The organism is Chryseobacterium sp. c4a (assembly GCF_009900745.1).
GTDB lineage: Bacteria > Bacteroidota > Bacteroidia > Flavobacteriales > Weeksellaceae > Chryseobacterium.
The window spans coordinates 100,116-125,795 of record NZ_WXVU01000001.1; the positions used below are offsets into that span (position 1 = coordinate 100,116).

Annotated in this window: 19 protein-coding genes; 13 read left to right on the forward strand and 6 right to left on the reverse strand. The window is 36.1% G+C overall.

What is annotated here, in order from left to right:
- Positions 1 to 9 precede the first annotated feature (9 nt).
- Positions 10 to 321: a hypothetical protein gene (locus GTR01_RS00460; RefSeq protein ID WP_160135928.1), complete on the reverse strand. Its 312-nt coding sequence runs from the start codon at positions 319 to 321 to the stop codon at positions 10 to 12.
- A gap of 34 nt (positions 322 to 355) precedes the next feature.
- Positions 356 to 2,110 (reverse strand): aspartate--tRNA ligase, encoded by a 1,755-nt coding sequence (aspS, locus tag GTR01_RS00465; protein ID WP_160135929.1) that lies wholly within the window; start codon positions 2,108 to 2,110, stop codon positions 356 to 358.
- A 183-nt stretch (positions 2,111 to 2,293) separates the two neighbouring features.
- Here aspS and GTR01_RS00470 point away from each other — a divergent pair, with 183 nt between their 5' ends.
- Both GTR01_RS00470 and GTR01_RS00475 read left to right on the forward strand, forming a co-directional pair.
- Complete coding sequence (locus GTR01_RS00470; protein ID WP_160135930.1) at positions 2,294 to 3,688, forward strand: MATE family efflux transporter; 1,395 nt, start codon at positions 2,294 to 2,296, stop codon at positions 3,686 to 3,688.
- A 209-nt stretch (positions 3,689 to 3,897) separates the two neighbouring features.
- Positions 3,898 to 4,017, forward strand: a complete 120-nt coding sequence (locus GTR01_RS00475; RefSeq protein ID WP_115970471.1) for a 30S ribosomal protein THX — start codon at positions 3,898 to 3,900, stop codon at positions 4,015 to 4,017.
- Between the two features lie 60 nt (positions 4,018 to 4,077).
- Here the strand turns inward: GTR01_RS00475 and GTR01_RS00480 are convergent, their stop codons facing one another.
- The 3 genes from GTR01_RS00480 to GTR01_RS00490 all read right to left on the reverse strand — a co-directional run bounded on the left by GTR01_RS00480 (position 4,078) and on the right by GTR01_RS00490 (position 6,585).
- Positions 4,078 to 4,731 (reverse strand): DUF937 domain-containing protein, encoded by a 654-nt coding sequence (locus tag GTR01_RS00480; protein WP_160135931.1) that lies wholly within the window; start codon positions 4,729 to 4,731, stop codon positions 4,078 to 4,080.
- Between the two features lie 82 nt (positions 4,732 to 4,813).
- Positions 4,814 to 6,073: a protein O-mannosyl-transferase family gene (locus tag GTR01_RS00485; protein WP_160135932.1), complete on the reverse strand. Its 1,260-nt coding sequence runs from the start codon at positions 6,071 to 6,073 to the stop codon at positions 4,814 to 4,816.
- 2 nt (positions 6,074 to 6,075) lie between these two features.
- Positions 6,076 to 6,585, reverse strand: a complete 510-nt coding sequence (locus tag GTR01_RS00490) for a DUF2480 family protein (protein WP_160135933.1) — start codon at positions 6,583 to 6,585, stop codon at positions 6,076 to 6,078.
- 146 nt (positions 6,586 to 6,731) lie between these two features.
- Between GTR01_RS00490 and lpxB the strand changes: the two genes are divergently transcribed.
- From lpxB to GTR01_RS00545, 11 genes are all read left to right on the forward strand, one after another.
- Positions 6,732 to 7,835, forward strand: coding sequence for a lipid-A-disaccharide synthase (gene lpxB / locus GTR01_RS00495; RefSeq protein WP_160135934.1), 1,104 nt, complete (start codon positions 6,732 to 6,734; stop codon positions 7,833 to 7,835).
- A 35-nt stretch (positions 7,836 to 7,870) separates the two neighbouring features.
- Positions 7,871 to 8,965 (forward strand): glycoside hydrolase family 99 protein, encoded by a 1,095-nt coding sequence (locus GTR01_RS00500; RefSeq protein ID WP_160135935.1) that lies wholly within the window; start codon positions 7,871 to 7,873, stop codon positions 8,963 to 8,965.
- A gap of 138 nt (positions 8,966 to 9,103) precedes the next feature.
- On the forward strand, positions 9,104 to 10,882 hold the full coding sequence (locus GTR01_RS00505) for a ComEC/Rec2 family competence protein (RefSeq protein WP_160135936.1): 1,779 nt from the start codon (positions 9,104 to 9,106) through the stop codon (positions 10,880 to 10,882).
- A 146-nt stretch (positions 10,883 to 11,028) separates the two neighbouring features.
- Positions 11,029 to 11,691, forward strand: coding sequence for a succinate dehydrogenase cytochrome b subunit (locus tag GTR01_RS00510; RefSeq protein WP_160135937.1), 663 nt, complete (start codon positions 11,029 to 11,031; stop codon positions 11,689 to 11,691).
- Between the two features lie 15 nt (positions 11,692 to 11,706).
- Positions 11,707 to 13,719 carry a fumarate reductase/succinate dehydrogenase flavoprotein subunit gene (locus tag GTR01_RS00515; RefSeq protein ID WP_160135938.1) on the forward strand — a complete coding sequence of 671 codons (2,013 nt, stop codon included), beginning with the start codon at positions 11,707 to 11,709 and terminating at the stop codon, positions 13,717 to 13,719.
- Positions 13,720 to 13,743: 24 nt separating this feature from the next.
- Positions 13,744 to 14,511 carry a succinate dehydrogenase/fumarate reductase iron-sulfur subunit gene (locus tag GTR01_RS00520; RefSeq protein ID WP_045501147.1) on the forward strand — a complete coding sequence of 256 codons (768 nt, stop codon included), beginning with the start codon at positions 13,744 to 13,746 and terminating at the stop codon, positions 14,509 to 14,511.
- Between the two features lie 312 nt (positions 14,512 to 14,823).
- Complete coding sequence (locus tag GTR01_RS00525; RefSeq protein WP_160135939.1) at positions 14,824 to 16,353, forward strand: TlpA family protein disulfide reductase; 1,530 nt, start codon at positions 14,824 to 14,826, stop codon at positions 16,351 to 16,353.
- A gap of 109 nt (positions 16,354 to 16,462) precedes the next feature.
- Entirely contained in the window at positions 16,463 to 17,872 is a 1,410-nt protein-coding gene (gene rlmD, locus GTR01_RS00530) for a 23S rRNA (uracil(1939)-C(5))-methyltransferase RlmD (RefSeq protein WP_160135940.1), read from the forward strand.
- A gap of 29 nt (positions 17,873 to 17,901) precedes the next feature.
- On the forward strand, positions 17,902 to 18,378 hold the full coding sequence (locus tag GTR01_RS00535; protein WP_160135941.1) for a DUF6452 family protein: 477 nt from the start codon (positions 17,902 to 17,904) through the stop codon (positions 18,376 to 18,378).
- Positions 18,344 to 19,009 (forward strand): DUF6048 family protein, encoded by a 666-nt coding sequence (locus GTR01_RS00540; protein WP_160135942.1) that lies wholly within the window; start codon positions 18,344 to 18,346, stop codon positions 19,007 to 19,009. The genes GTR01_RS00535 and GTR01_RS00540 overlap by 35 nt, the downstream gene beginning before the upstream one ends.
- 645 nt (positions 19,010 to 19,654) lie before the next feature.
- Entirely contained in the window at positions 19,655 to 24,832 is a 5,178-nt protein-coding gene (locus tag GTR01_RS00545; protein ID WP_160135943.1) for a fibronectin type III domain-containing protein, read from the forward strand.
- A 213-nt stretch (positions 24,833 to 25,045) separates the two neighbouring features.
- Here GTR01_RS00545 and coaE read toward each other — a convergent pair whose 3' ends face one another.
- On the reverse strand, positions 25,046 to 25,672 hold the full coding sequence (coaE, locus tag GTR01_RS00550; protein ID WP_160135944.1) for a dephospho-CoA kinase: 627 nt from the start codon (positions 25,670 to 25,672) through the stop codon (positions 25,046 to 25,048).
- Positions 25,673 to 25,680 lie beyond the last annotated feature (8 nt).

Sequence of the window (25,680 nt, forward strand, 5' to 3'; positions counted from 1 at the left end):
TTTTGTGAGTCAAATTTTTTTTGTAACAGGACTAAAAATAAGTAATGAATCACCTTTTATTTTGAATTGAGTCTTTTCTCCATAATATCGGATTGAGTCCCGGTCAAACTTGAAAAATCCATTTTTGCAGACATAGGTATCATTTTCTTCAAAAATCAATATGGGTAGATCATGAATAAAGGGCATAGTGAGTTCTACATCTTCCAATGATTCGTCATTATTAATTTTAATAATCCATTCACCTGCTAAATCCTTTTTCTCAAAGGAATTGCAGGAATAAATCAGCAAGGTCAATAAAATTAATAAACTGAGTTTTTTCATAATAAAAAAGCGGGGCAAATACCCCGCTTTAAATTTATGCTTTTAAATCTAATTTTAACTCTAGTTCATCGAGCTGTGCATCCGCAATAGATGCTGGTGCATCAATCATCACATCACGTCCTGAATTGTTCTTAGGGAATGCGATATAATCTCTGATTACTTCATTACCATCAAGGATCGCTACCAGACGGTCAAATCCGAATGCTAAACCTCCATGTGGCGGTGCTCCGTACTTAAACGCGTTCATTAAGAATCCAAACTGAGCTTCCGCTTCTTCTTTTGAGAATCCTAATAGGTCAAACATTTTAGATTGAAGATCTCTGTCGAAAATTCTGATAGATCCACCTCCGATTTCGTTTCCGTTAAGAACCATATCATAAGCGTTGGCTCTTGCTTTTCCAGGATCAGTTTCCAATAAATGAATATCTTCTGGTTTTGGAGACGTGAAAGGGTGGTGCATTGCGTGGTATCTTTCAGTATCTTCATCCCATTCCAATAGAGGGAAGTCAACAACCCAAAGTGGTGCAAATACGTTTCCTTTTCTTAATCCTAAACGGTTACCAAGTTCCATTCTCAATGCAGAAAGCTGAGCTCTTACCTTGTTTTCGTTTCCGGAAAGAATTAACATTAAGTCCCCTTCTTTTGCTCCGAATTTTTCAATGATCTTCGCTAAGTCTTCTTCGTTGTAGAATTTGTTTACCGATGAAGTTTTCACTCCGTCATTCTGGAATTTAGCCCAAACCATACCTGAAGCTCCGATCTGTGGACGTTTTACCCAATCCACAAGCTCGTCAATCTGCTTTCTTGTATAATCTGCACATCCTTCTACATTGATTCCGACAACCAATTCAGCTTCATCAAATATTTTAAAGTCTTTTCCTTTTACAAGTTCGTTAAGCTCTACGAATTCCATCCCGAAACGGATATCCGGTTTGTCATTTCCGTATTTTCTCATCGCATCAGCAAACGTCATTCTTGGGAACTCACCGAATTCCTGGCCTGTGATGTCTTTGATAAGAGTTTTAGTCATTCCTTCAAAAACATTCATTACATCCTCTTGCTCTACAAACGCCATCTCACAGTCGATCTGTGTAAATTCCGGCTGTCTGTCTGCTCTTAAATCCTCATCACGGAAACATTTTACAATCTGGAAATATTTATCCATTCCACCTACCATCAAAAGCTGTTTGAAAGTTTGTGGAGACTGTGGCAATGCATAAAACTGTCCAGGGTTCATTCTGCTTGGTACAACGAAGTCTCTTGCTCCTTCCGGGGTAGATTTGATCAAAACAGGAGTTTCCACTTCAATGAAACCTTCATCAGACAAGTAGTTTCTTACTTTTTGAGCCATTTTGTGACGGAAGATCAATTTATCTTTTACCGGATTTCTTCTGATATCCAGGTAGCGGTATTTCATTCTTAATTCTTCTCCACCGTCAGTTTCATCTTCAATGGTGAAAGGAGGAAGCTGAGAGTCGTTTAAGATGGTTAATTTTTCAACCAAAATCTCAATTTCTCCTGTAGGAATATTAGGATTTTTACTTACTCTCTCAATTACTTTTCCGGTAGCCTGAATCACAAATTCACGGCCTAATTTTTTAGCCTCTTCCATCAATTGTGCAGAAGAACGCTCCTGGTCAAATACCAGCTGGGTAATTCCGTAACGATCTCGAAGATCTACCCAAATCATAAATCCTTTATCACGGATAGTCTGTACCCATCCAGATAGTGTAACTTCTTCATTCAGATTTTTCAGAGATAGTTCTCCGTTCGTGTGTGATCGAAACATAATTATTTGTTTAAAGTTCAATGTTTAAGGTTCAGGGTAGAACCTCTTTTTTACGTTGGCAAAGATAAGATTTTTGCAGGTTTTATAGATAAAAAAACTTCTGATTAATTTTATTGCCAATTGCTAAGGCTTGCTACGATACAGATTTGTATTTTTGAGGATATCTAAATTATAACCAGAGAAATGACTAAATATATTGACTTTTTAAAAAAAGCCTTTAGTGGAGAAGAAACCGATTTTACCAAGGTAAATATCAGAAGTGCTGTACTTCTTCTTGCGATTCCTATGATGCTGGAAATGGCAATGGAATCGGTATTTGCATTGGTTGATCTTTATTTTGTGGGACATCTGAAAGAGAGCGGCTACGCCATCCAAACGGTTGGTCTTACAGAATCTGTACTTTCTGTAATGTATTCTATTGCTATTGGAATGAGTATGGCAGCAACGGCGATGGTAGCAAGAAGAATTGGTGAGAAAAATCCGGAGCAAGCCTCCCGTAGTGCAGCTCAGGTATTGTTGGTTTCATTTGCAATAACGCTTGTTCTAAGTGTTTTGGGTGTTGTGTATGCTGAGGAAATTTTAATTCTGATGGGATCAAAACCCGAAGCAGCTGCTTACGGAAAAGACTTTACAAGAATTATGATGGGAAGCAGCACCATTATTATGCTTTTATTTCTGATCAACGGAATCTTTAGAGGAGCAGGAAATGCAATGATTGCTATGAAAAGTTTATGGATTGCCAATATTGCCAACATTATTCTTTGTCCTATCCTGATTAAAGGCTTAGGGCCAATTCCGGCAATGGGTCTTACCGGAGCAGCATTAGCAACTACCATTGGACGAAGTATTGGGGTAATGTATCAGTTGTATCATCTTTTAGTAGCAGATACACAGATACGAATCAAGCTTTCTTACTTTAAACCCAATTCAGAATTAATTAAATCTATTATCAAAATTGCTACCCCTGGAATCTTCCAGTTTGTGATTGCCTCATGCAGCTGGATCTTTCTTGCCGAGCTGGTAGCTACTACAGGTGGCGAAAATGCCTCTGCAGGATATCAGACAGCATTGAGATTAATGATGTTCTTTATGCTTCCGGCTTGGGGATTGAGCAATGCAGCATCTACACTGGTAGGGCAGAATATGGGAGCGAACGAAATGCTGAGAGCAGAACAGTCTGTAATGAAAACGGTAAAATATAACGTGATCTTTATGGTATTGGTAAGCTTAATATTTGTTCTTTTCGGTAATTTCTTAGTGAGTTTCTTTACTCAGGAAACGGAGATCAAGGATTTTGCTAAAAATGCACTTCACATCATGAGTATCGGGTTTATTTTCTATGGAATCGGAATGGTAATGATTAATGCCTTCAACGGAGCAGGAGATACCTGGACACCAACTTGGGTGAATCTTTTCGGATTCTGGCTTTTTCAGATTCCTTTAGCTTATTTTCTTTCCAAGCATTGGGAGATGGGGCCAAAAGGAGTGTTTATTTCAATTCCGGCGGCTGAAACTTTGATTACTGTGGTTGCTTTTATCTTGTTTAGAAAAGGGAAGTGGAAAACAGTTAAAGTGTAAGGATGGGAAGCAGGAAGTTTTGAGGATTAAGATACAGATTACCATTTCTTTTTATAATAGATTTATGAGAGGAAAATTAAATTAACGACTGGAAGAACTTCCATCTTCCAGCCTCCATCTTCCTTTCTTATAAAACTTTAACTGCTTAGATAATTGGATATTAGCCATGTATTTCCTAAATTCGTAATAACAACAAACACTTTATTACTATGGGAAAAGGAGACAATAAATCGAGAAGAGGTAAAATTCATGCTGGGAATTACGGAAAAAGAAGACCTAGAAAAGCTTCCAAGTCCTTTACAGCAACCGAAGAAAAACCTAAGAAGTAACCAAAAAGCAAAAAGACCGAAGAGTATCTCTCCGGTCTTTTTTATGACAAATTAAATTAATTATTTTCCAAAAATATTTCCAAGAATACTTCCTAGTCCGCCTCCTTGTTGTTGCTGGTTTCCACCACCACCAAGAACACTTCCTAGAATGTCATTCAATGGATTTCCTCCTGATTGAGATTGCCCGCCTCCTAAAACACTTCCAAGAATGTCATTTAAAGGACTGGATTGTTGAGTTTGTGCCTGATTCGTTGCATTCCCTAAGATTCCTCCTAAAAGATCTCCTAAACCTCCTGCTCCTACATTGCTTTGTTGTTTTTGTTGACCAATGTATCCCATAACAACGGGTGCCAGCATGGCAAGAATAGGCCCTATCTTATCAATTGAAATTCCTGTATTTTGTGATAATTGATTTTCTACTGTACTCTTTTGCCCACCAAAGATATGATCAAGGATAGATCCACCTTCAGCCTGTCTTGCTTCAATCTGCGAAGGATCGTTTAAAATACTTCCGTTGTGATCTTTATCTAAGGCACTGTTAAGTGCTTCAGCTTCTTTAGCATCCTGAGATTTATTTCTAAGATAAGAAATGATAAGAGGTGTAGCTACTGCTAATAAGGCAATTACCTGGTTTCTATTGATTCCGAATTTGTTTTCGGCCTGTTCAGCAACCTGGTTGCTTGTGTTCCCTGTAAGTAGGTCGATTAAGCTCATTTTTTGTGTTTGTTAAAGTATTAATTGACTCAAAGTTATCAAAAAATATGCCTCGCAAAATATTTCGGATTCATAATTATTGTTAAAGTTTTCTGATCTCTTCTTCAGTGTATCCTTTGCTTTTTAATACTCTTATGTATTCTTTGGCACTTACCGTCATCCAGCTAATAGGATCAGGAGCTACTTTATTATCAACCGTGAACTCAAGAATTCCTACATTGTCATTCATCCATGGAAGTAAGTAATACTTCATTCCCCCTTTATATTTTTTGAAAGTATCGGCTTCTCTGCCTTTTTCTGTAAGCAATACGGTATGATAAGCAAAAACATATCCTAAAGGGATCAACATACATACCCATGAAAACTTTTTGAATGAAACATATTTTACCGAAGAAAGTCCATATCCAATAGACAATGCAAAAATAATGTTGAATGGAAGGAAGAATACATAATTATCGGAAACCAGATAGAATGTGGAGAATCCATATACCAATAACGCAGCAATGAAAAAGACATAAAACATTTGTTTGTTTGTCTTATACAGGAGGCTCATTCCCGTTATTCCGAAAAATATAAAAATATTGAAGTTATAGATGAGGTACACCAAAGACTGGAACAAATCCTTTATCAATTCCATGGGTGTTTGTTTCAACGAATCTTCAACCCATGTTCCCTGATCAGAAGAATAAAAAGATTTAAAGGGTAACCCTTGAGACATATTCAGAATAAACAATGATGAAAATAACACTGCAAAAAGAATAAACGAAGGATATACATATTGTTTTTCCTGTCTGAAATAGAATAAGAAAAGCAGTAGAGCAGGGATCAGTAAAATATTCTGGATATGTACCCACAGGGCGATTCCCAAAAATAAGCTGCTCAGTATAATGTGAATATTTTTCTTTTCAATAAAAGCTTTTACCATGGAAAAAAAGAAGAGACTTACCCATAGAGAGTTGTATGTGTATACTTCCACAATTTCAGCATTTCTCCAGAAAGAAAAACTAAAACCAAAGACAAATGCTGCGGTAATAGCTGTCCATTGTATTTTCGTAATGGTTTTTACAATGAGATAAATGATAGCCACTGTTATTGCTCCTGAAGTAACAACAAGAAACCGACTTGCCTCAATAGCATGAAGGCCTGTTAGGTTTTTAATCAAGATCCCTGTATTGGTATATAAAAAATGGGAAGTTGCTGTGGCAGTAGTTTCAAACTCGCCTTTTTCTACAGACAGAACAAACCCTACACAATCAGCAAAGGGAATTTTAGTAAAACTCCCGATATAATAAATGGCTAAAAAAATAAAGAATAGAGCTATAGCAGATAGATATTGCTTCATTCTTAGTTTTTTACAATTGGAACATTAGAACATGCTTCTCCAAACATAAGAGACTTCACAAGAGGTTTTAGTTGTTCTACCAGCTCTATATAAGCATTTTCAGGAATTTCTTTATCCGAACAGCCCTTTACAAGAACTCTTTTCCCTCTCATGTCTTCAAAATCATAGGTCTGAATAGCATTATGCATCAGAATAACTTCCAGATCTTCACGATTTCCAAACACGATTTTCTTGGCCACATCGGTCAATTTAGCTGTTAGCACAAAATAAGCCCAAAGTGGAATAATAGTATCTACAGAATTGTAAATATAAATATATGAATCTCGGTATTCTTCAACGTTAATTGCTTCCACTTTTTCACGGAAATCTTTCTCCTTCAGAATCATCTCCTGAAAAAGGAAATCTTTAAGGTCAATACCTTTTCTTTCTCCCTTTGGAAGCAAAGTAGTAAGGTCAAAATTTACAAGGCCGCTTTCAGCAACTTTATTTCTGATTTCAAATTCTTCTGACATTTTTATCATTATCTTTGAACAAATTTACGAATTAAGATCAATATACATTTTAATTTGTTCTCTATCCTTACCATAGAAATAGCCCATGATTGAAAGTAACAGGTTGTTTTTAACGGTCATTAAAACAAATAAAGATTTCTGAGGAAATGAAATATTATATTATTGCAGGAGAAGCTTCCGGTGATCTTCATGGAAGCAATTTGATGAAAGCTCTTAAGCAAAAAGATCCGAATGCGGAGTTTAGGTTTTGGGGCGGTGACCTGATGAAAGCTCAGGGCGGAACATTGGTAAAACATTACCGTGATCTAGCTTTTATGGGGTTTCTCGAAGTGGTTATGAATCTGAGAACGATTTTAAATAATATTAAATTCTGTAAAGAAGATATTCTGAAGAATAAACCGGATGTTATCATTCTGGTAGATTATCCTGGTTTCAATTTAAGAATCGCTCGATTTGCCAAAGAATTGGGAATTAAAGTGATTTACTATATTTCACCACAACTTTGGGCATGGAAAGAAGGAAGAGTAGAAATCATCAAAAAATATGTAGATGAAATGATGGTTATCCTTCCTTTTGAAGAAGATTTTTACAGAAAGCATGGAGTTCATTCCCATTTTGTAGGTCATCCTTTGTTGGATGCCATTTCAGATTTAAAAGAGATCAAGATTGATGATTTTAAAAAAGAACATGGTTTGAATGAGAAAGAAATTATTGCGCTTTTACCCGGCTCCAGAAAGCAGGAGGTTGAGAAAATGCTTGAAATTATGCTTTCCGTAAGACCACACTTTAAAGACTATCAATTCGTTATTGCAGGAGCACCAAGTCTTCCGAAAGAATTTTATCAAAGTTATGTAGATGATAATGTACACTTTGTTTCAAACAAAACGTATGATCTGTTGAGATGCTCAAAAGCAGCTTTGGTAACTTCCGGAACAGCAACTCTGGAAACTGCATTGCTGAATATTCCTGAAGTGGTATGTTACCGTGGTAGTAAGATTTCTTATGCCATTGCCAAAAGACTTGTAAAAAATATCAATTATATTTCATTAGTCAATCTTATCATGGATCGGGAAGTGGTAAAAGAACTTATCCAGAATGATCTGAATACTAAAAATTTGGTAGACGAACTCAATAAAATTTTAGAAGGAGGAAAAAGAGAACAGGTTCTGAATGACTATAGCCTTTTGAGAGAAAAGCTTGGTGGTAAAGGTGCCAGTGATCATGCTGCTGAGGTTATTTTAAAAGTCTGAGGTCAATTTCCGAAAATCTTAATTCCTCTATTACAATGAAACAGGTAAAGAATTTTCTTTTATTCTTGGTTTGTACACTTTTCTTTTCAAAAAGCTTTGCCCAAAAAGGTGAGGCATTGAGAGATAAAGTTCAGATTTTCTATTATGGTTGGTATGGTAACCAGAAAACAGATGGTAGTCTGCAACACTGGAATCATGAAATTATCCCACATTGGAGCAATCCTCAATGGAATAATCTTGGGAATCATAAAGGAGGTGACGATATTGGAGCCAATTTTTATCCGGAATTAGGCAATTACAGTTCCAATGATAAAACGATCATAGAAAAACACATGAAAATGATAAAAGATTCAGGTGTAGGGGTTGTGGTCGTAAGCTGGTTGGGAAAAGACTCTTTTACCGATAAAAGCTTGATACAGTATCTGGACATTGCAGATCGTTTTCATTTAAAAATAGCATTCCATATAGAACCGTTTTATAAATCGGTGGCAGAACTCAGAGATCAGCTTTCTTATCTTGTAAAAACATATTCCCATCACCCCGCTTTTTACAAAAAAGATGGAAAGCCTTTGTACTATGTTTATGATAGCTATAAAATAGCTCCTGAAGAATGGGCGAAGCTGCTTTCTAAAAATGGAGAGAAGAGTGTACGCAATACTGAATTGGATGGATTATATATCGGTTTATGGGTAGAAAAAAATGATTCTGTCTTTTTTGATAAAGCTGGATTTGACGGGTTTTACACTTATTTTGCCAGTGAAGGATTCGTTTTTGGCAGCACAACTTCTAATTGGGATTTCATGGCTCAATATGCTAAAGAACATCATCTTATTTTTATCCCTTGTGTTGGGCCTGGTTATTCCGATACCCGAATAAGACCTTGGAATGAAGCTAATTTCAAAAGCAGAGAAAACGGTAAATACTATGAAAAAATGTTTGATGCGGCGATGGCAGTCAATCCCCAATTTATAGGAATTACTTCGTTTAATGAATGGCATGAAGGAACTCAGATAGAACCTGCCATTCCTAAAAAGACTGGGGATTTTACCTACGAAGATTATGGGAAAGATCCATGGGTGTATATCAAAGAAACCAAGCGTTTAACGGATAAGTTTTTAAAAGGAAAGTAAAACTTTTTATGTAAACGTAATTTTATAGCAAAAATATAAGCGCCCTGTTAATCTCTTTGAAGATAGCAGGGCGTTTTATTTAGCAATTACAGTAATAGCAAGCGAATTTTCAATTTCTTATATTGAGAATGTAATTGATTGAAATTGAATAGAGAACCTCTTCTGATCTTAGCAATATGTTTTATTCTTGGAATTTTTTTTCAGGATAACTTTGTATTGGAAAGAGGCTGGATATATGGGATTGTTATTGTTAATCTTGGAATTTTAAGTTCTATATTTTTTAACACCTATTTTTTACATAAAGCCAGAGTGATTCTGATGGGAGTATTGTTCTTTGGAATAGGAATTATTCTCCACTTTTATAATACATTATCTCAAAAAAATGAAGTCTTGGTTCATAAAAAAGAAGTCATTGTTTTTAAAATCTCTCAGAAGTTAAAGTCAACAGAAAAATATAAAAGATACGAAGGAGTGGGGCAATGGAGAGGAGCTAGTTTTAATTCCATATTTTATATTCCCTCAAATAATGGGGAGCTAGATTTTAATCATTATTACAAAGCCGAAGCCTATATTACACAACTAAAAAAGCCTCAATATGATTTTCAGTTCAATTACGCGCAATACTTGAAACGAAGGAATATTGATTATCAATCTTATATTTCAAGCGAAATTTCCTCAACAGAAAGAAGTGATTTAAGTTGGAAAGATCAGGTGAAGCAATATAGACTCAATGTTTTATGGAAAATCGACAAAATCGAAATGTCTGAGAAGACCAAAGCATTTTTGAAAGGAATTATTTTAGCAGATAGAACCGAAATGGATACAGATACCGTACAGGATTTCAATAGATCGGGATTGGTTCACTTATTAGCCATTTCAGGAACTCATATTGTAATTATTTTTGGCCTTGTTTATTTTTTGATGGTTCGTTTTATTCCATTGCGCTTCAGGAAATATGCGATTATTTTAAGCCTGATTTTTATTTGGCTATTTGCATTGTTTATTGGATTTGGAAACTCTGTGTTGAGGTCTTGTATCATGTTGACGGTGTATTTTATTTTTGTTATTCTGCAGAGAAAACCGGATTTACTGCACTCGTTAGCCTTATCAGCATTTATTATTTTAATCCTTGATTCTCAACAGCTTTTTGACGTAGGTTTTCAGCTTAGCTTTCTGGCTGTATTGGGAATATTTTGGTTGAATCAGCCTCTTTTGAACCTTTTTCCCAGACAGGATAATTATTTTAAGAAATTGATTTTTAATACCGTTACCATATCCTTATCGGCACAATTAGCTACCCTTCCATTGGTGTTATATTATTTTCATCAGTTTTCATTGATTTCATTCATCGCTAATGTTGTTATTGTTCCTTTTTCTGAAGTCATTATTGTGTTTTCATTCCTGATGACCCTTCTTATTGCTCTGGGAATTAATGTTAGCATTCTTGATACAGTATATGATGTTTCCATTCAGTTTCTTTTGAAGAGTATTCATTGGTTTGCAGGAGCTGATGAAGTATTGATGAGGAATATCCCAATGAATTTGATCGAAGTAATATCAATATCTGTAGTGGTATATCTACTGAGACCTTTAATTTTAAAATGTAATTTAAAAAAATCGATAAATTTCATAATGGCTGTTTTGGTTTTTTTTATGATAAGAATTGGATGTAATATCATTGAAAATCAGAAGGAAGAAGTGCTTATTCATGCTTTTAGTAAGAACGAAATTATTTCAATAAAGAATGGAAATAGAGTTTGTTTTTGGGTACGGAATATAGCAGATCGAGACAAGGTTTTACAATTTGTAATAGAACCTTATTGCTCTTCCAGAAGGATCGATCATTTTGAAATAAAAGAGATCCCTTTTTCAACTAAAAAAATAGTTTTTAGAGGTCAGGTTTATGATATAAAATAGAGATTTTTGATTTTTTCATTTTCCTTTATTTATAACCTGTTAAGCTCTTATTTAGAAAGATTACAAACTGTCTAATTGTGAGATTTCTCACTTTTCGATATTGTTAACATTTCTTAATTTTGTGGGAAATTCAAATTTAAACTTATATGGCAGGTTTAACGAGTTCTACGATAGGTAGAAAATACGCTATGGCATTATCAGCTATGTTTTTGCTGATTTTTCTTATACTGCATTTGACAACCAATTTGTTATCAGTTCTAAACAGGGATGCATTCAATACAGCATCTGAGTTTATGGGCTATAATCCTTTTGTGCAGTTCTTAATGCAGCCTATTCTTGGTTTTGCAGTAATTTTCCATTTCGCGATGGGATTTGTGCTTGAAATCAAGAATAATAAAGCGCGTCCAGTAAAGTATGCATCAAACAATGCTGCTGTAAATTCTACATGGATGTCTAGAAATATGATTATTTCTGGGGCAGTTGTGTTAGCTTTCTTGGCGCTTCACTTATATGATTTCTGGTTACATGAGATCAACTATAAGTATGTTGAAGGAATCGCTCCTGATTCAGAACGTTTTTGGCCAGAGCTTCATGAGAAGTTTGCTGACCTTTGGAGAGTCGCTTTATATGTGATCTCTTTTGTACTATTGGGCTTACACTTAGCTCATGGATTCCAGTCTTCATTCCAATCTGTTGGAGCAAGACATCCAAAATATACACCCGTGATCAAAGCTTTCGGAACATGGTATTCTATCCTTATTCCTGCAGGATTTATCATCGTGGCAGTTTTTCATTTTATAACTCAATAATATCAATATACTAGTATGAGTAAATTAGATTCAAGAATTCCAGCGGGTCCTCTTAAAGACAAGTGGAAAAATCATAAAGATCATATGAACCTTGTTGCACCAAACAACAGAGATAAGATTGATATTATTGTTGTAGGTACAGGTTTGGCAGGAGGTTCTGCTGCAGCTACTTTAGCTGAGCAAGGATATAATGTAAAAGCATTCTGCTACCAGGATTCACCAAGAAGAGCGCACTCGATTGCAGCTCAGGGAGGGATCAACGCAGCTAAGAATTACCAAGGTGATGGTGACTCTACTTACAGATTATTCTACGATACCATCAAAGGTGGTGACTATAGAGCAAGAGAAGCTAACGTTTACAGATTAGCAGAAGTTTCTGCTAATATTATTGACCAGTGTGTTTCTCAGGGAGTTCCTTTCGGTAGAGATTACGGTGGCCAGTTAGATAACCGTTCATTTGGTGGGGTTCAGGTAAAAAGAACATTCTACGCAAAAGGACAAACCGGACAACAGTTATTATTAGGAGCATATTCTTCAATGAGCCGTCAGATCGGTAAAGGAAGAATCAAGATGTACAACCGTCATGAAATGCTAGACCTTGTAATTGTTGACGGAAAAGCAAGAGGTATTATCGCAAGAAACCTGGTAACAGGTGAAATCGAAAGACATTCTGCTCACGCAGTGGTAATTGCTTCTGGAGGATACGGAAACGTATATTTCCTTTCTACCAACGCTATGGGATCAAACGTTTCTGCAGCTTGGAAGATTCACAAGAAAGGTGCTTACTTCGCAAACCCTTGCTACGTACAGATTCACCCGACTTGTATTCCGGTTCACGGAACTCAGCAGTCTAAATTAACTTTGATGTCTGAATCATTAAGAAACTCAGGAAGAATCTGGGTTCCTAAAAAGATTGAAGATTCAGTAGCGATCAGAGAAGGTAAATTAAGACCTGAAAACATTAAAGAAGAAGATAGAGATTACTATTTAGAAAGAAGATATCCTGCATTCGGTAACCTTGTACCAAGAGACGTTGCTTCAAGAGCAGCTAAAGAAAGATGTGATGCTGGATACGGAATCGAAAATAACGATACTCAGGAAGGTGTTTACCTTGATTTCTCTACAGAGATTATGAAAAAAGGTAAAGAAGCCGCTATCGAAAAACATATTCACAATCCTACAGATCAGCAGATCTATGACCTTGGTAAGAGCTGGGTTGAGGAGAAGTACGGTAACTTATTCGTAATGTATGAAAAAATTACGGCTGATGATCCTTACAAAACTCCAATGAAGATCTATCCTGCAGTTCACTATACAATGGGTGGTGTATGGGTTGATTATAACCTTCAGTCTACGATTCCAGGATGTTTCGTAATCGGTGAAGCTAACTTCTCAGATCACGGAGCTAACAGACTTGGAGCATCTGCATTGATGCAAGGTCTTGCAGACGGATATTTCGTACTTCCTTACACGATCGCAGATTACCTTTCTGCAGACATCAGAACAGGAGCTATTCCTACGAATTCAGCAGCGTTTGACGAAGCTGAGAAAGGAATTAAAGATAAAATTGATTTCTTCATTAATAATAAAGGAACACATTCAGTAGACCACTTCCACAAGAAACTGGGACACATTATGTGGAACAAAGTAGGAATGGGTAGAACTCCTGAAGGATTAAAAGAAGCAATCAAGGAAATCGAAGAAGTAAGAAACGACTTCTGGAAAAACGTAAAAGTTCCTGGTGAAGGAGAAGGAATGAACACTGAGCTTGAAAAAGCATTCAGAGTAGCAGACTTCCTTGAATTAGGACAATTAATGGCTATCGATGCACTCAACAGAGAAGAGTCTTGTGGTGGACACTTCCGTTGGGACCACGCAACTCCGGATGGAGAAGCGGAAAGAGACGACGTAAACTTCAAATACGTTGGAGCTTGGGAATATCAGGGGAACGATATCAACGCGGAAGTGTTGCATAAAGAAGAACTGATCTACGACAACATCGAGGTTAAAACTAGAAGTTACAAATAATCTCCAACCTATAAATATAACATTATGAGTGCAAAAAAAGGCTTACATCTTACGCTGAAAATTTGGAGACAAAAAAATAATAAATCTAAAGGTCAGTTTGAGACCTATAAAATATCAGATGTATCTACAGATTCTTCATTTTTGGAGATGTTGGATATCCTGAACGAAAATTTAATTAACGAAGGTAAAGAACCTATCGCTTTCGATCACGACTGTCGTGAAGGTATTTGCGGTATGTGTTCTCTTTACATCAATGGTAGAGCTCATGGCCCTGATACAGGTATTACTACTTGTCAGCTTCACATGAGAATGTTCAAAGATGGAGAAACGATCGTTATTGAACCTTGGAGAAGTGCTGCTTTCCCTGTTATTAAAGACTTAATGGTAGACAGAAGCGCGTTCGACAGAGTAATGGCTGCAGGTGGTTTCATTTCTGTAAACACTTCTGGAAATACATTGGATGCTAACGCAATCCCAGTTCCTAAAGAAGATGCAGACAAAGCAATGGACGCTGCTGCTTGTATCGGATGTGGAGCTTGTGTAGCTACATGTAAAAATGGATCAGCAATGCTATTCGTAGGAGCTAAAGTTTCTCAGTATGCATTACTTCCTCAAGGTAGAGTAGAAGCTAAGAGAAGAGTTCTGAACATGGTGAAAGCTATGGACGAAGAAGGATTCGGAAACTGTTCAAACACTGGTGCTTGTGAAGTTGAGTGCCCTAAAGGTATTTCTCTTGAAAATATCGCAAGAATGAACAGAGAATACATGTCTGCTCTTGTAGATCAAGGATAGAATTGATTCAAAATACTTAAAAATCGCCCTCGTTTCGGGGGCGATTTTTTTTATATCCGTATTCTAGTTGTTAAAGTTTGTTAACTTATTGATAGATCTTAGGTTTACTTTGCTGAATAAGTATATATTTGGAGGGCAGTTGAATGATTTGAAAAGCATACCATTTCAACTGTTTTTTACCCTTGAAAAATCGAGAGATAAAGCAATTGAAATGTCCCTTTTTATCGGTGGTAATAAAATTTTTAAAAAAAATAATCAGTGTGAATTAACATGCCCTAAAAAGCGTATTTTTGTGTAATATTAAAAATTGAAATGAAAAAATATCTTTTATTGTTTATCATCGCGATTTTCGTGATGTCTTGTTCAAAAAAAGTAGAAGTAAAAGGAAAAATTACAGGAAGCTCACCATTAGAAAGAATCGAATTTGTAGAAGCTTCTGGAGTAGGAACCTTGCCTTTAATTAATATTGGTCTGGATAAAGATGGCAACTTTTCAGGAAACTTTGAAGCTCCTAAAGACGGAATGTATGTTATCAATTATGCCAACAAACAAAACTTAATCTACCTTGAAGGAGGACAAAAAGTGAATATCTCAGGAAATGCATTGACATTCCCTAACGAATATGTGATTACCGGAGATGCTAAAAAGAATAATGATTTCCTTACAGCAACCCAGAAATTTTTGGGAGACTATGGAAATAAAGTTGATTTAAGACAGCTAATGGCTGGAGATGAAGCAGCATTTGTTAAAGGGATGCAAAAAGTAGAAGCAGACATCAATAAGAATGTTGATGATCTTGCAGCTAAAAATAACCCAAGTAAAGCTCTTTTAGACTGGAAGAAAAATGATGTTAAAGTAACAATCCTTAATCTTCTTGCTAATTATGAGATGTCACATGGGGCAATGTCTGGAAATCCATCTTACAAGCCTTCTAAAGCTTTGACGGATTATGAAACTAAATTGGATAATGATAAAGATGCGATGGTGAAAACGATTCCACTTTACAGACAGTATCTTCTTGTAAAAATGACTCCGGATTTCCAAAAATATGCAGAAGCTAACAGCAAAAATAAAACTGGAATTACCACTTCAGAAATGTTTGCTAAATATTTGAGTACTAAAAAAGATATCTCTCAAACAGCAAAAGATTACCTTTTAGCATTTGTAATGGCTCAGGCAGACATTCACCCAACCTCTCCAACTGCTAATATTGATAAGATCAAAAAATTGATTGATACAGATATTAAAGATGCTACCATTAAAGCAGATTTGTTGAAAATGCAAATGGCTATTACAGGTCTTAAAATCGGAGAAGTTGCCCCTGAAGCAGCTTTAGTAAAACAAGATGGAAAAGCATATAAACTTTCTGAAAACAAAGGAAAACCATATATGTTATTCTTCTACGCTTCGTGGAATCCTTACATTGGAGAAGCTACAGTACCAGTTTTAAAAGAAGTTGTTAATTTCTACAAATCTAAAATGAACTTTGTTTTTGTAAACGTAGATGATACAAAAGATCAGTTCATCAAAACAAGTAATTCTTTATTAAAAGGAATTCAGGGAGTAAACGTTTACGGAGAAAAAGGAATGGAATCTGATATCGCTAAAAAATACGGAGTGTACGGATTCAAATTACCTTGCTTTGTGATTGTTGATAAAGATGGAAAAATTGCCAGCAGATCATTTGTAAACCTTGGAGAACAGGAATTAGTAACAATTTTAGATAAGCTTACAGGGCTTTCTGCTCCAAAAGTTGACCCGAATGCACAAATGCAGCCTCAACTACAGATTGATCCTACTGCACCGCAGCCTGCAAATCCTCAACCTGCACCTACAAAATAATAAACTTTAATATAGATCAGAACCTTATCTTCGGATAAGGTTTTTTTTATTGTACTTTTGCAAAATGAAACTCTTGAGTTTCATACATAGAAAAAATAGAATTAGAGGAATGAGAAAGAAGAAAAAAGATATTACTCTTGAAAATATTAAGCTGTTAACTGCCGGTGCAAAAGGAGTGGCAATTGGTAAAACGGAAGACGGAAAAACAGTATTGGTTTCGGGAGCAATTCCAGGTGATATTGTAAATGTCAGAGTAAAAAAAGCCAAATCCAAATATTATGAAGGGGAAGCAGTAGAAGTACTGGAAAAATCTCCGTTCAGAGCAGAACCGAAATGTGTTCATTTCGGAACCTGCGGTGGATGCAAATGGCAAAACATGAGCTACGAAAAGCAGCTTGATTTTAAACAGGAAGAAGTATATAACAATATCAAAAGAATTGGTGGGATCGAGGATTTCGAAACCCTATCCATTCTGGGTTCTAAAGAACAGTATTTTTATAGAAATAAAATGGAGTTTTCTTTCTCCAATGCAAGATGGCTTACTCAGTATGAGATCAGCTCTGAAGAAAACTTTGGAAGCAAAGATGCTCTAGGTTTCCATATTCCGGGAATGTGGAGTAAGATCTTAGATCTTAAAGAGTGTTTTTTACAGGAAGATCCATCCAATGCAATCCGATTAGCTGTGAAGAAATACGCTGTTGACAACGGACTAGACTTCTTTGATGTAAGAAATCATGAAGGATTCCTGAGAACGTTGATGATGAGACAAAACTCTAAAGGAGAATGGATGGTATTATTCCAGCTTTTTAGAGAAGAAAAAGAAAATAGAGAAAAGCTTTTTGCGTTTATCTTAGAGAAGTTCCCACAAATTAAGACATTGGTGTATGCTATTAATCCAAAAGCCAATGACTCTATCTATGATCTTGATATCAATGTCTATTTTGGTGAAGGATATTTAATGGAGGAAATGGATGGACTGAAGTTTAAAATCGGGCCTAAATCATTCTTCCAGACCAATTATAAGCAAGCCCTGGAATTATATAGAAAAACACTTGAATTCGCAGATCTAAAAGGAGATGAAGTAGTGTATGATTTATATACAGGAACGGGAACAATTGCTCAGTATGTGGCAAGAAATGCAAAACAGGTTATCGGAATAGAATCTGTTCAGGAAGCAATTGATGCAGCCATTGAACATGCTGAATTAAATGGCCTTACCAATACAACTTTCTATTGTGGAGATATGAAAAATGTCTTTAACGATGAATTTATGGAAAATCATCCTAAAGCAGATGTTTTGATTACAGACCCACCAAGAGATGGAATGCACCAAAAGGTAGTGGAGCAAATCTTGAAGTTGGCTCCTGAAAAAGTAGTGTATGTAAGTTGTAATTCAGCTACGCAGGCGAGAGACCTAGCCTTGATGAAGGATGATTATACTGTAGTAAAAATATTACCGGTAGATATGTTCCCACAAACCCATCACGTAGAAAATATAGCATTGCTGATTAAAAAATAATTTAATTAAATTTGAGCTCAAATCTTAATATGAAGTATTTTAAATTTCTCCTAATGCTCTGCCTGGTAGGAATGTTCTTTTCATGTGGCAGCGATGATGATATCTGTGAAAGCGGGGAAGGAACTCCAAGAATGAGAGTCTCTTTCAGGGCTGCGGACTCAGATAAAGGGAAAACTCTCGATTCTTTATCTGTAGCGGTAGATTATGGCTCGGGAAAAGTGGATCTGGGATGGCAGAAGAACATCGATTTTAGACTTATTCCTTTAAGAGTGGATGATTCACCTTATACCGATATTTATTTTAAACTATCCACTAAAGGAAAAGAAGCTAAAGTAAGAATGAGATATACTACAAAATCAGTATATGTATCTCCTGGATGTGGTGCCAAAAAGACGTATGAAAATTTAAGCTCAGAATTAATAACTCCTGATCCTATTCAAAGCCTGGAAAACGGACAAAATCAAATATTGAATGAAGACAAGACTAATCTTTACCTTCTTTTTTAGCCTATTCGGGATCTTAACCTGGGCACAAGAGAAAAAGAAAGAAGAAGTGAAAAAGGCTCACTGGAAATATAAACCGAATTTTATGGTAGGGCTTGATGTTTTGAATACCGGAGTTGGTTTTTTTTCAGACAGAAAGCTATATCAGGGATTTATTTCCTCAAAAATTAATGGGAATGTACATGCTATTGCAGAAGCAGGTTTCGAAAAAAACATATACCAGAAAAATGGGTATGATGCTAAAGTAAATGGCCCTTTTGTTAAACTTGGAGCATTCTATATGCTGGCCAAGGATAAAGAAAATGAATTCAATGGATTTTATGCAGAAGGAAAAGTAGCCGGATCATTTTATAATCAAGAGTATATGGCTATTCCTGTTCGTGGATATGGAGGAAGTAATTCTTCGGTATCTTTTCCTTCATCATCACAATCTTCATTCTGGTTAGAAGGTACTCTGGGAGGAAGAGTACAGTTATTCGAATCCAATTTTTATATTGATGTGAATCTTCAGCCCCGTTATTTGGTATACACTTCCAAGCAGGATAATATCTCTCCGATGATTATTCCGGGATTTGGAAGAAGCTCATCAAAATTCAATATGGGATTTGCATGGAATATAGCCTATAAGTTTTAATAAGCTTTTTAAACAAATCATTTATTATATCAATAAGCCCAGGGAAATTTCCCTGGGCTTATTGTTTTATGATAGGGTGAGATATGATTTGCTATATAGATAGAATAGTAAAAGTAAGGCATTCATATAAACAGAGTGTATTACTCCATTTTTTTCTTTTTCATTATAAGTGATATCGTAAGTTTTGTGGGATTTTATCATTGAAAATATTTTTAATTGATGATCTTGTAGATTAAACTGTAAAATAAATGGATTGATAATAATACTATAAATAGCTCTTGAACGTTAAGAGTAGATAGAGTATTATTATAAAAGGTGATGATGTTTTATATAGTTTTCATTTCATTAAAAATTAAGAATATCGTCAAATGTTAATGAATTTGCTTGAATTTGTAATATTTTTTATTTTCAATCATATAGGTTATTATTGTTTAATTTTTATAAAAAAGCATTTTGATAAATGTATTATAATGAAAAAATGATTAGATTTGTGTAAATATTAAAATATTAGCTTATGGGATAAAATTACTTTTTTTACTACAGAAGTTCTGTAAAGCAAGAGGTTTTGGAAATTCTTTTTAACCTCTTAAAATGGGAAATACTATAATTCTTAATTATCGTTATCATTATTAAATTTTAAAAAATATGAGTGGACTTTTACTCTGTAAAATGAGCCGGCCTTTTAAGGTGCTCATTGCATTGCTCTGTATGGTCGTCGGATTGTCCATGCAAGCACAAACCATTACAATTGGTACCGGAACATTAACCCAAAAGTATCCTTTAGCGGTTGATTACGGTTTTGAACGTTCTGCTGCAATTTATACTGCTGCAGAAATTGCTGCAGCAGGAGGAAATGCTGGGAGTATTCTATCTCTGGGATGGAATTCTACATCAGCCTCGAATATTGCGAGACCAGTAAAAATTTATATAAAACCGGTAGGTACTACAACAGCCATGACGGCGCAAAACTGGGGGACTTTAACTGCCGGAGCAACTTTATTGTATAGCGCAAATACTGGTCTTATACCAGTAGGATGGTATACTGTTCCTTTACAGATTCCTTTTACCTATAATGGAGTAGACAATTTGATGGTACTTGTTGAAACCAACTATGGGAAAACAGGTACTTCGACTGGTGCGCCGAAGCTTACATATTCTACCGTTACGAACGGACATATGTATATTCAGACTGACAATAACCCTCCTACTACTGCTAATGGTACGGTAACCAATTCCAGACCAGATATTCAGTTAACCTTTGGTACACCACCATCATGTTTACCAATGCCTCCGGGAGGTGCACTTACTACCGGAACTGTTACAGCAACGAGTGCTGTTCTAAACTGGCCTGCTTACGTACCTGCCCCAGCGGGAGGATATGATGTGTATTATAATACAACGAACGTACCACCGGTATCAACAACATCTCCGAGTTTAACTGTTCCAGGGCCTACTGCTAATATCGGCCCATTACTTCCATCCACAACCTATTATGTATGGGTTAGAGCAAGATGTAGTGCATCAGATCAAAGTGTCTGGTCTTCACAATTGATATTTGCTACACCGGCAACTTGCCCGGCAATGCCTAATGGTGGAGTAATAACAACAGGTACAATTACACCTAATAGTGCCGTAATTAACTGGCCTACATTTGGATATACACCAGCAGAAGGATTTGAAATTTATTATAATACTACAGGTGCTGCACCGAATGGATCAACTCCACCTTCACAAACTGTTCCTAATGGATCAGCTACATCTGCTACTATCAGCCCTTTACTTCCAGATACAACTTATTATGTATGGGTAAGAGCAAAATGTAGTGCAACAGACCAAAGTGCCTGGAACGTTACTCCAAAATCTGTTGTAACACCTCCTACCTGTTTACCGGTTCCTTCCACAGGATCTTTTACAGTAGGATCAATGACACCTACAAGTGCTGTTGTGAGCTGGCCAGCTTCACCTTCCGCACCTGCAGGTGGATACGAGGTATATTATAATACTACAGGTACACCGCCGGTAGCTGGTACTCCAGGAAACCTTGTTGTTCCGGGAACTTCTGCTCCTTTAACACCATTGGTTGCAGGAACTACCTATTATTGGTGGGTAAGAGCCGTTTGTACTTCTTCAGACAGAAGTAGCTGGGTGGCAGGACCTTCATTTTCACCAGGTCAAATTGGAACTGGAACTGGTAACTCAAGTTATCTTCCTATATATGCTTACTATGGATACAACTATTCTCAGCAGATTTATACCGCTGCAGAAGTTTTAGGAGCTGTAGGAAATGGTAAGTTTATTACTGAACTCAAGTTTTATGTTAATACTGCCGCCGCTGCTGCTGCAGATCAAAATAAATACAATGAGTGGGTAGTTTATATGGGGAATACTACACAAAATAACTTTACTGGAAGCGCCTCTTGGGTGCCATATTCTTCTCTGAAGAAAGTTTGGGAAGGAACACTTCCTACAATGACAGATGGGACTTGGATTACTATACCATTAACCACTCCATTACTATGGGATGGGACAAGCAATATTGTTGTGGCTGTAGATGAAAACTCACCAAGTTATACATCAGATGTAACCTGGGGAAGTTTTACAGCTACTGCTGATAGAGGATTATTATACTACAATGATAGTACTAATCCGGATCCAGCTTCTCCACCAACATCTTCACTAAACAGATACAAAGATATTCCTAAAATCAGACTTAAAGGAATAGAGCTTTTACCTTGTACAGGAGCACCACCAAGTAATATTGTTGTAAATAATGTTACCGCAAGTACAGCAGTTGTAACATGGTTACCTTCCATAGGAGCTACTTATGTGATACAGTATAGACCTGTTTCCGGCGGGCCTTGGAAAACAATGAACATTACAACGGCTTTGGCAAGTAGTGCACAATTAATTAATTTGGTAGATGGAACTCTATATGAAGTTCAGATTGCAACAATTTGTAACGGTACTCAGGGAGCATTCTCTACGAGTACTCAGTTCTCAACTCCTGCGCTTACTTATTGTACGAATGTTCCTCCTGTTGCTACACCACCTACATTGCCAAGCGGATATATTAGTAAGGTAGTTGTTACACCTACCAATGGTCCTATTATGGCAAGCTCTTCAGGATATGACGGATACAAAGATTATAGTACAGATCCTACAAGATTGGTAACTTTAGTAAGAGGAACAAATGATAATAAAATCAGCATTACTAAATTCTTCCCTGGTAATTCAACCAGCTATGGAGTAGGAGTTTGGATTGACCTTAACAGAAATGGTATTTTTGAAACAACTGAAAGATTTGTTAATGGTTCTTCCAGTACAACTACGCCTGTGAATACAGCAGGAACTGGGTTCAATATTGCACTTCCTCCATCTGCTGCTACTTATGATGGCCCTCTTTTAACTCGTATGCGAGTGATTATGAGAAATGGGGATGTTACTTCTCCTTGTGGAGCATTTTCAGGTAGTGGAGAAGTAGAAGATTATGCGGTAAGATTAATTGACCAGCCAGTATGTTCAACTGCAGCACCATTAAATATTACAGTTTCAAATATTACGGATGTAAGTGCTACATTCTCATGGTTAGCAGCTACAGGGGCAACTTATAAATTACAGTATAGAAAGAAAACAGGTCCTGGTAATAACTGGATTCCTGTGAACACGATACCTGCTCCAGGAAATTCTTATACGGTACCAGCATCTAGCCCATTATTGGAACAAACAGAATATGAAGTTCAGGTAGCAACTATCTGTAATGGGGTAACAGGGCCATGGTCTGCCCTAATAACATTTAAAACATTACCGCTGCAATATTGCGTTATATCGGGTAGTGGAGAGAACGATCACATTTCAAATGTAACTGTTACCTCTGCTAACTTAGGAACACCTCCAATGATCAATAATTCTGATCAAAATTATTATACGAGCTATAATACTCCAGCTACACTTATTACTTTAGATGCAGGGTCTTCGGGTAATAAAATTTCAGTTGGAAAAGCATGGAACGGAGCAACAAGTAATGATGCTGTTGCTGTTTGGATTGATTATAACAGAAACGGGCAATTTGAGACTACTGAAAGAATTCTTGGTTCTGCAGGAAGTACAGTTACACCAGTTACTGACGTATTTACAGTTCCTAACGTTCCTAATGTGTATACAGATCCATACACGACTACGATGAGAGTAATATTGAAGCGTAGTACAGCTATTCCTACAGCATGTACAAATGCTGCTGATGGTGAAGTGGAAGACTATGCTGTAAAAATCAGACCATGTAGTAGTTTACCACCAAATGCACCTACCTTTACTACGATCACCCATACAACAGCTGTTGTTAATTTATCAGGAGGAGTAAATACAGTAACTTATCTTGTAAGATATAGAGTAAACGGAACTTCTACATGGACAGAAGTATATGCCTCTACAGTATTAGGGAATATTCCTCTTACTCTTATAGGATTAAGCCCTGCAACAACGTACGAAGTTGAAGTTGCCGCAGTTTGTGGTGGTTCAACAAGTACAGCATCACCGATTGTGAAATTTACAACGAGATGTGATCCTACCCCTCCAACGGTAACAGTAAGTAATATTACTCCAACAACTGCTTTGATCACATGGAATCCGGTTGTTTTAAGTGCAACATATAGAATGAGATGGAGAAAAGTAGGAGCTACCGCATGGGAGCCAGTGATCAATCTTCCTGCTGCACCTACCAACACCTATGTATTAGGAAATCTGGAGTCATTTGTAACGTATGAAGTTCAGGTTGCCAATAAGTGTGATGGTGAAGCTAATTTTAATGATTACTCAAACTCTAAAGTATTTACAACAGAAAGAATTTGTGAAATTCCACCTCCAGGATTAACGATTACTCAATTATTGCCAACTTCTGCAGAAATTACATGGGATCCGTATCCGGGAGCAACATATCTTCTTAGATATAGAAAAGTAGGTATTCCAAGTTGGACTGAAGTTACTACACCTGTTAATACTATTATATTGAACGGTCTAGTAGAAATGACTAAGTATGAAATGCAGGTTGTGAATATTTGTGGTGGTAAGCCAGGAAATTATACTCCACCTTACTACTTTACAACACCAACTGTTATTTACTGTAAGATGAAATCAGAAAATGCAGCATCTGAATATATTTCCAAGGTAACCGTTATTCCAAATGGAAAACCAAAAATGGAAAATGAATCAAAAGCATCAAGCTATACAGATTATACAGGTGTTACTAAAGCATTTATCGAACTGGTTCAAGGATCTACAGATAATGAGATCATCATCGAGAAAAAATGGTTAAGTAAGAGTTATAATGAAGGAATTTCAGTTTGGATCGACTTCAACAGAAATGGAGAATTTGATATCAATGAGAAGATCTTCACTTCACCTCCAAATACAGACACTCCTGTATCAGGTAAATTTAGTGTTCCGGCAGATTCTTTTGTAAGCACAACAGATTACAAATATGCTGTAATGAGAGTGGCAATGGAAAGAGATGGAATCCCTGTAAATTGTGTGAATGTTAAGAATGGAGAAGTAGAGGATTATACGGTAAGAATTTCTAAACAAGGAGTTCCTAATCCAATTAACCAAACAGATATCCTGATCTATCCTAACCCTGTAACGACAGTATTGTATGTGAAAAATGTAAGCAAAAGAGCTAAATATAAAATTTACAATGCTGCAGGGCAAGTCATCGTAGAAAATATCCTATTAAATAACGAGATCAACGTTAGCAAATTGATTAACGGCGTTTATGTAATAGATATTGATGATAACGGTAATACTGCTCAAAAGAAATTTATCAAAAAATAATTAAGCTAAATTTCATATATAATAAGCCTTCAGAAATGAAGGCTTATTTTTTTGTACGAATTTATTTATACATCAATGTATGTTATCAGTAACGATAAGAGGTACTAATGGCTGTGAAATGATCGGGTAAAAGCAAATGGTATATAATAAAAAAAGCCCTCTGAAATGAGGGCTTTATGTATTATAAAAGTTAGGAAAAATCTAACAGTTTATTTATTCAATGGCAAAGATGACTTTTTCAGTCTGTTCTTTTAATTCTTCCAGATTGGAATTGTTATAAATGATGCAATCTGCCATTTTGATTTTATCTTTTTCAGGCATTTGCTTTTCCATAACAGCTTCTACTTCGCGATAGGTTTTGTTATCTCTATCCATTACCCTTTTGATTCGGATATTATCCTCTGCTGTTACTAAAAGTGACTTGTAACATTGTCTGTTAAGTCTTAGCTCAAATAATAAGGCGGTTTCCTTAAAAACCAGGTATTTGGTTTGTTGTTTTATCCATTGCTCAAAATCAATACGTACAGCAGGATGAATGATCTCATTTAATTGCTGAAGAAGATCTTTATTATTAAAAACCTTACTTGCTACAAATTTTCTGTCATATAACCCATTGGCATCATAAGACTCTTCACCTAGCAATTCTTTGATTTTAATTTTTAATTCTTCACTATCATTGACAATTTCTTTTGCCCTGTCATCAGAATAATAAACTGGGAAACCGAACTCTTCAATGAATTTTGCAACGGTAGTTTTTCCTGAGCCAATTCCTCCTGTTAAACCAATAATCTTGGGTGCGGGCGGCTCTGCCTGTGGACCCTCTGAATGTAATTCCTCCATAATTAAAT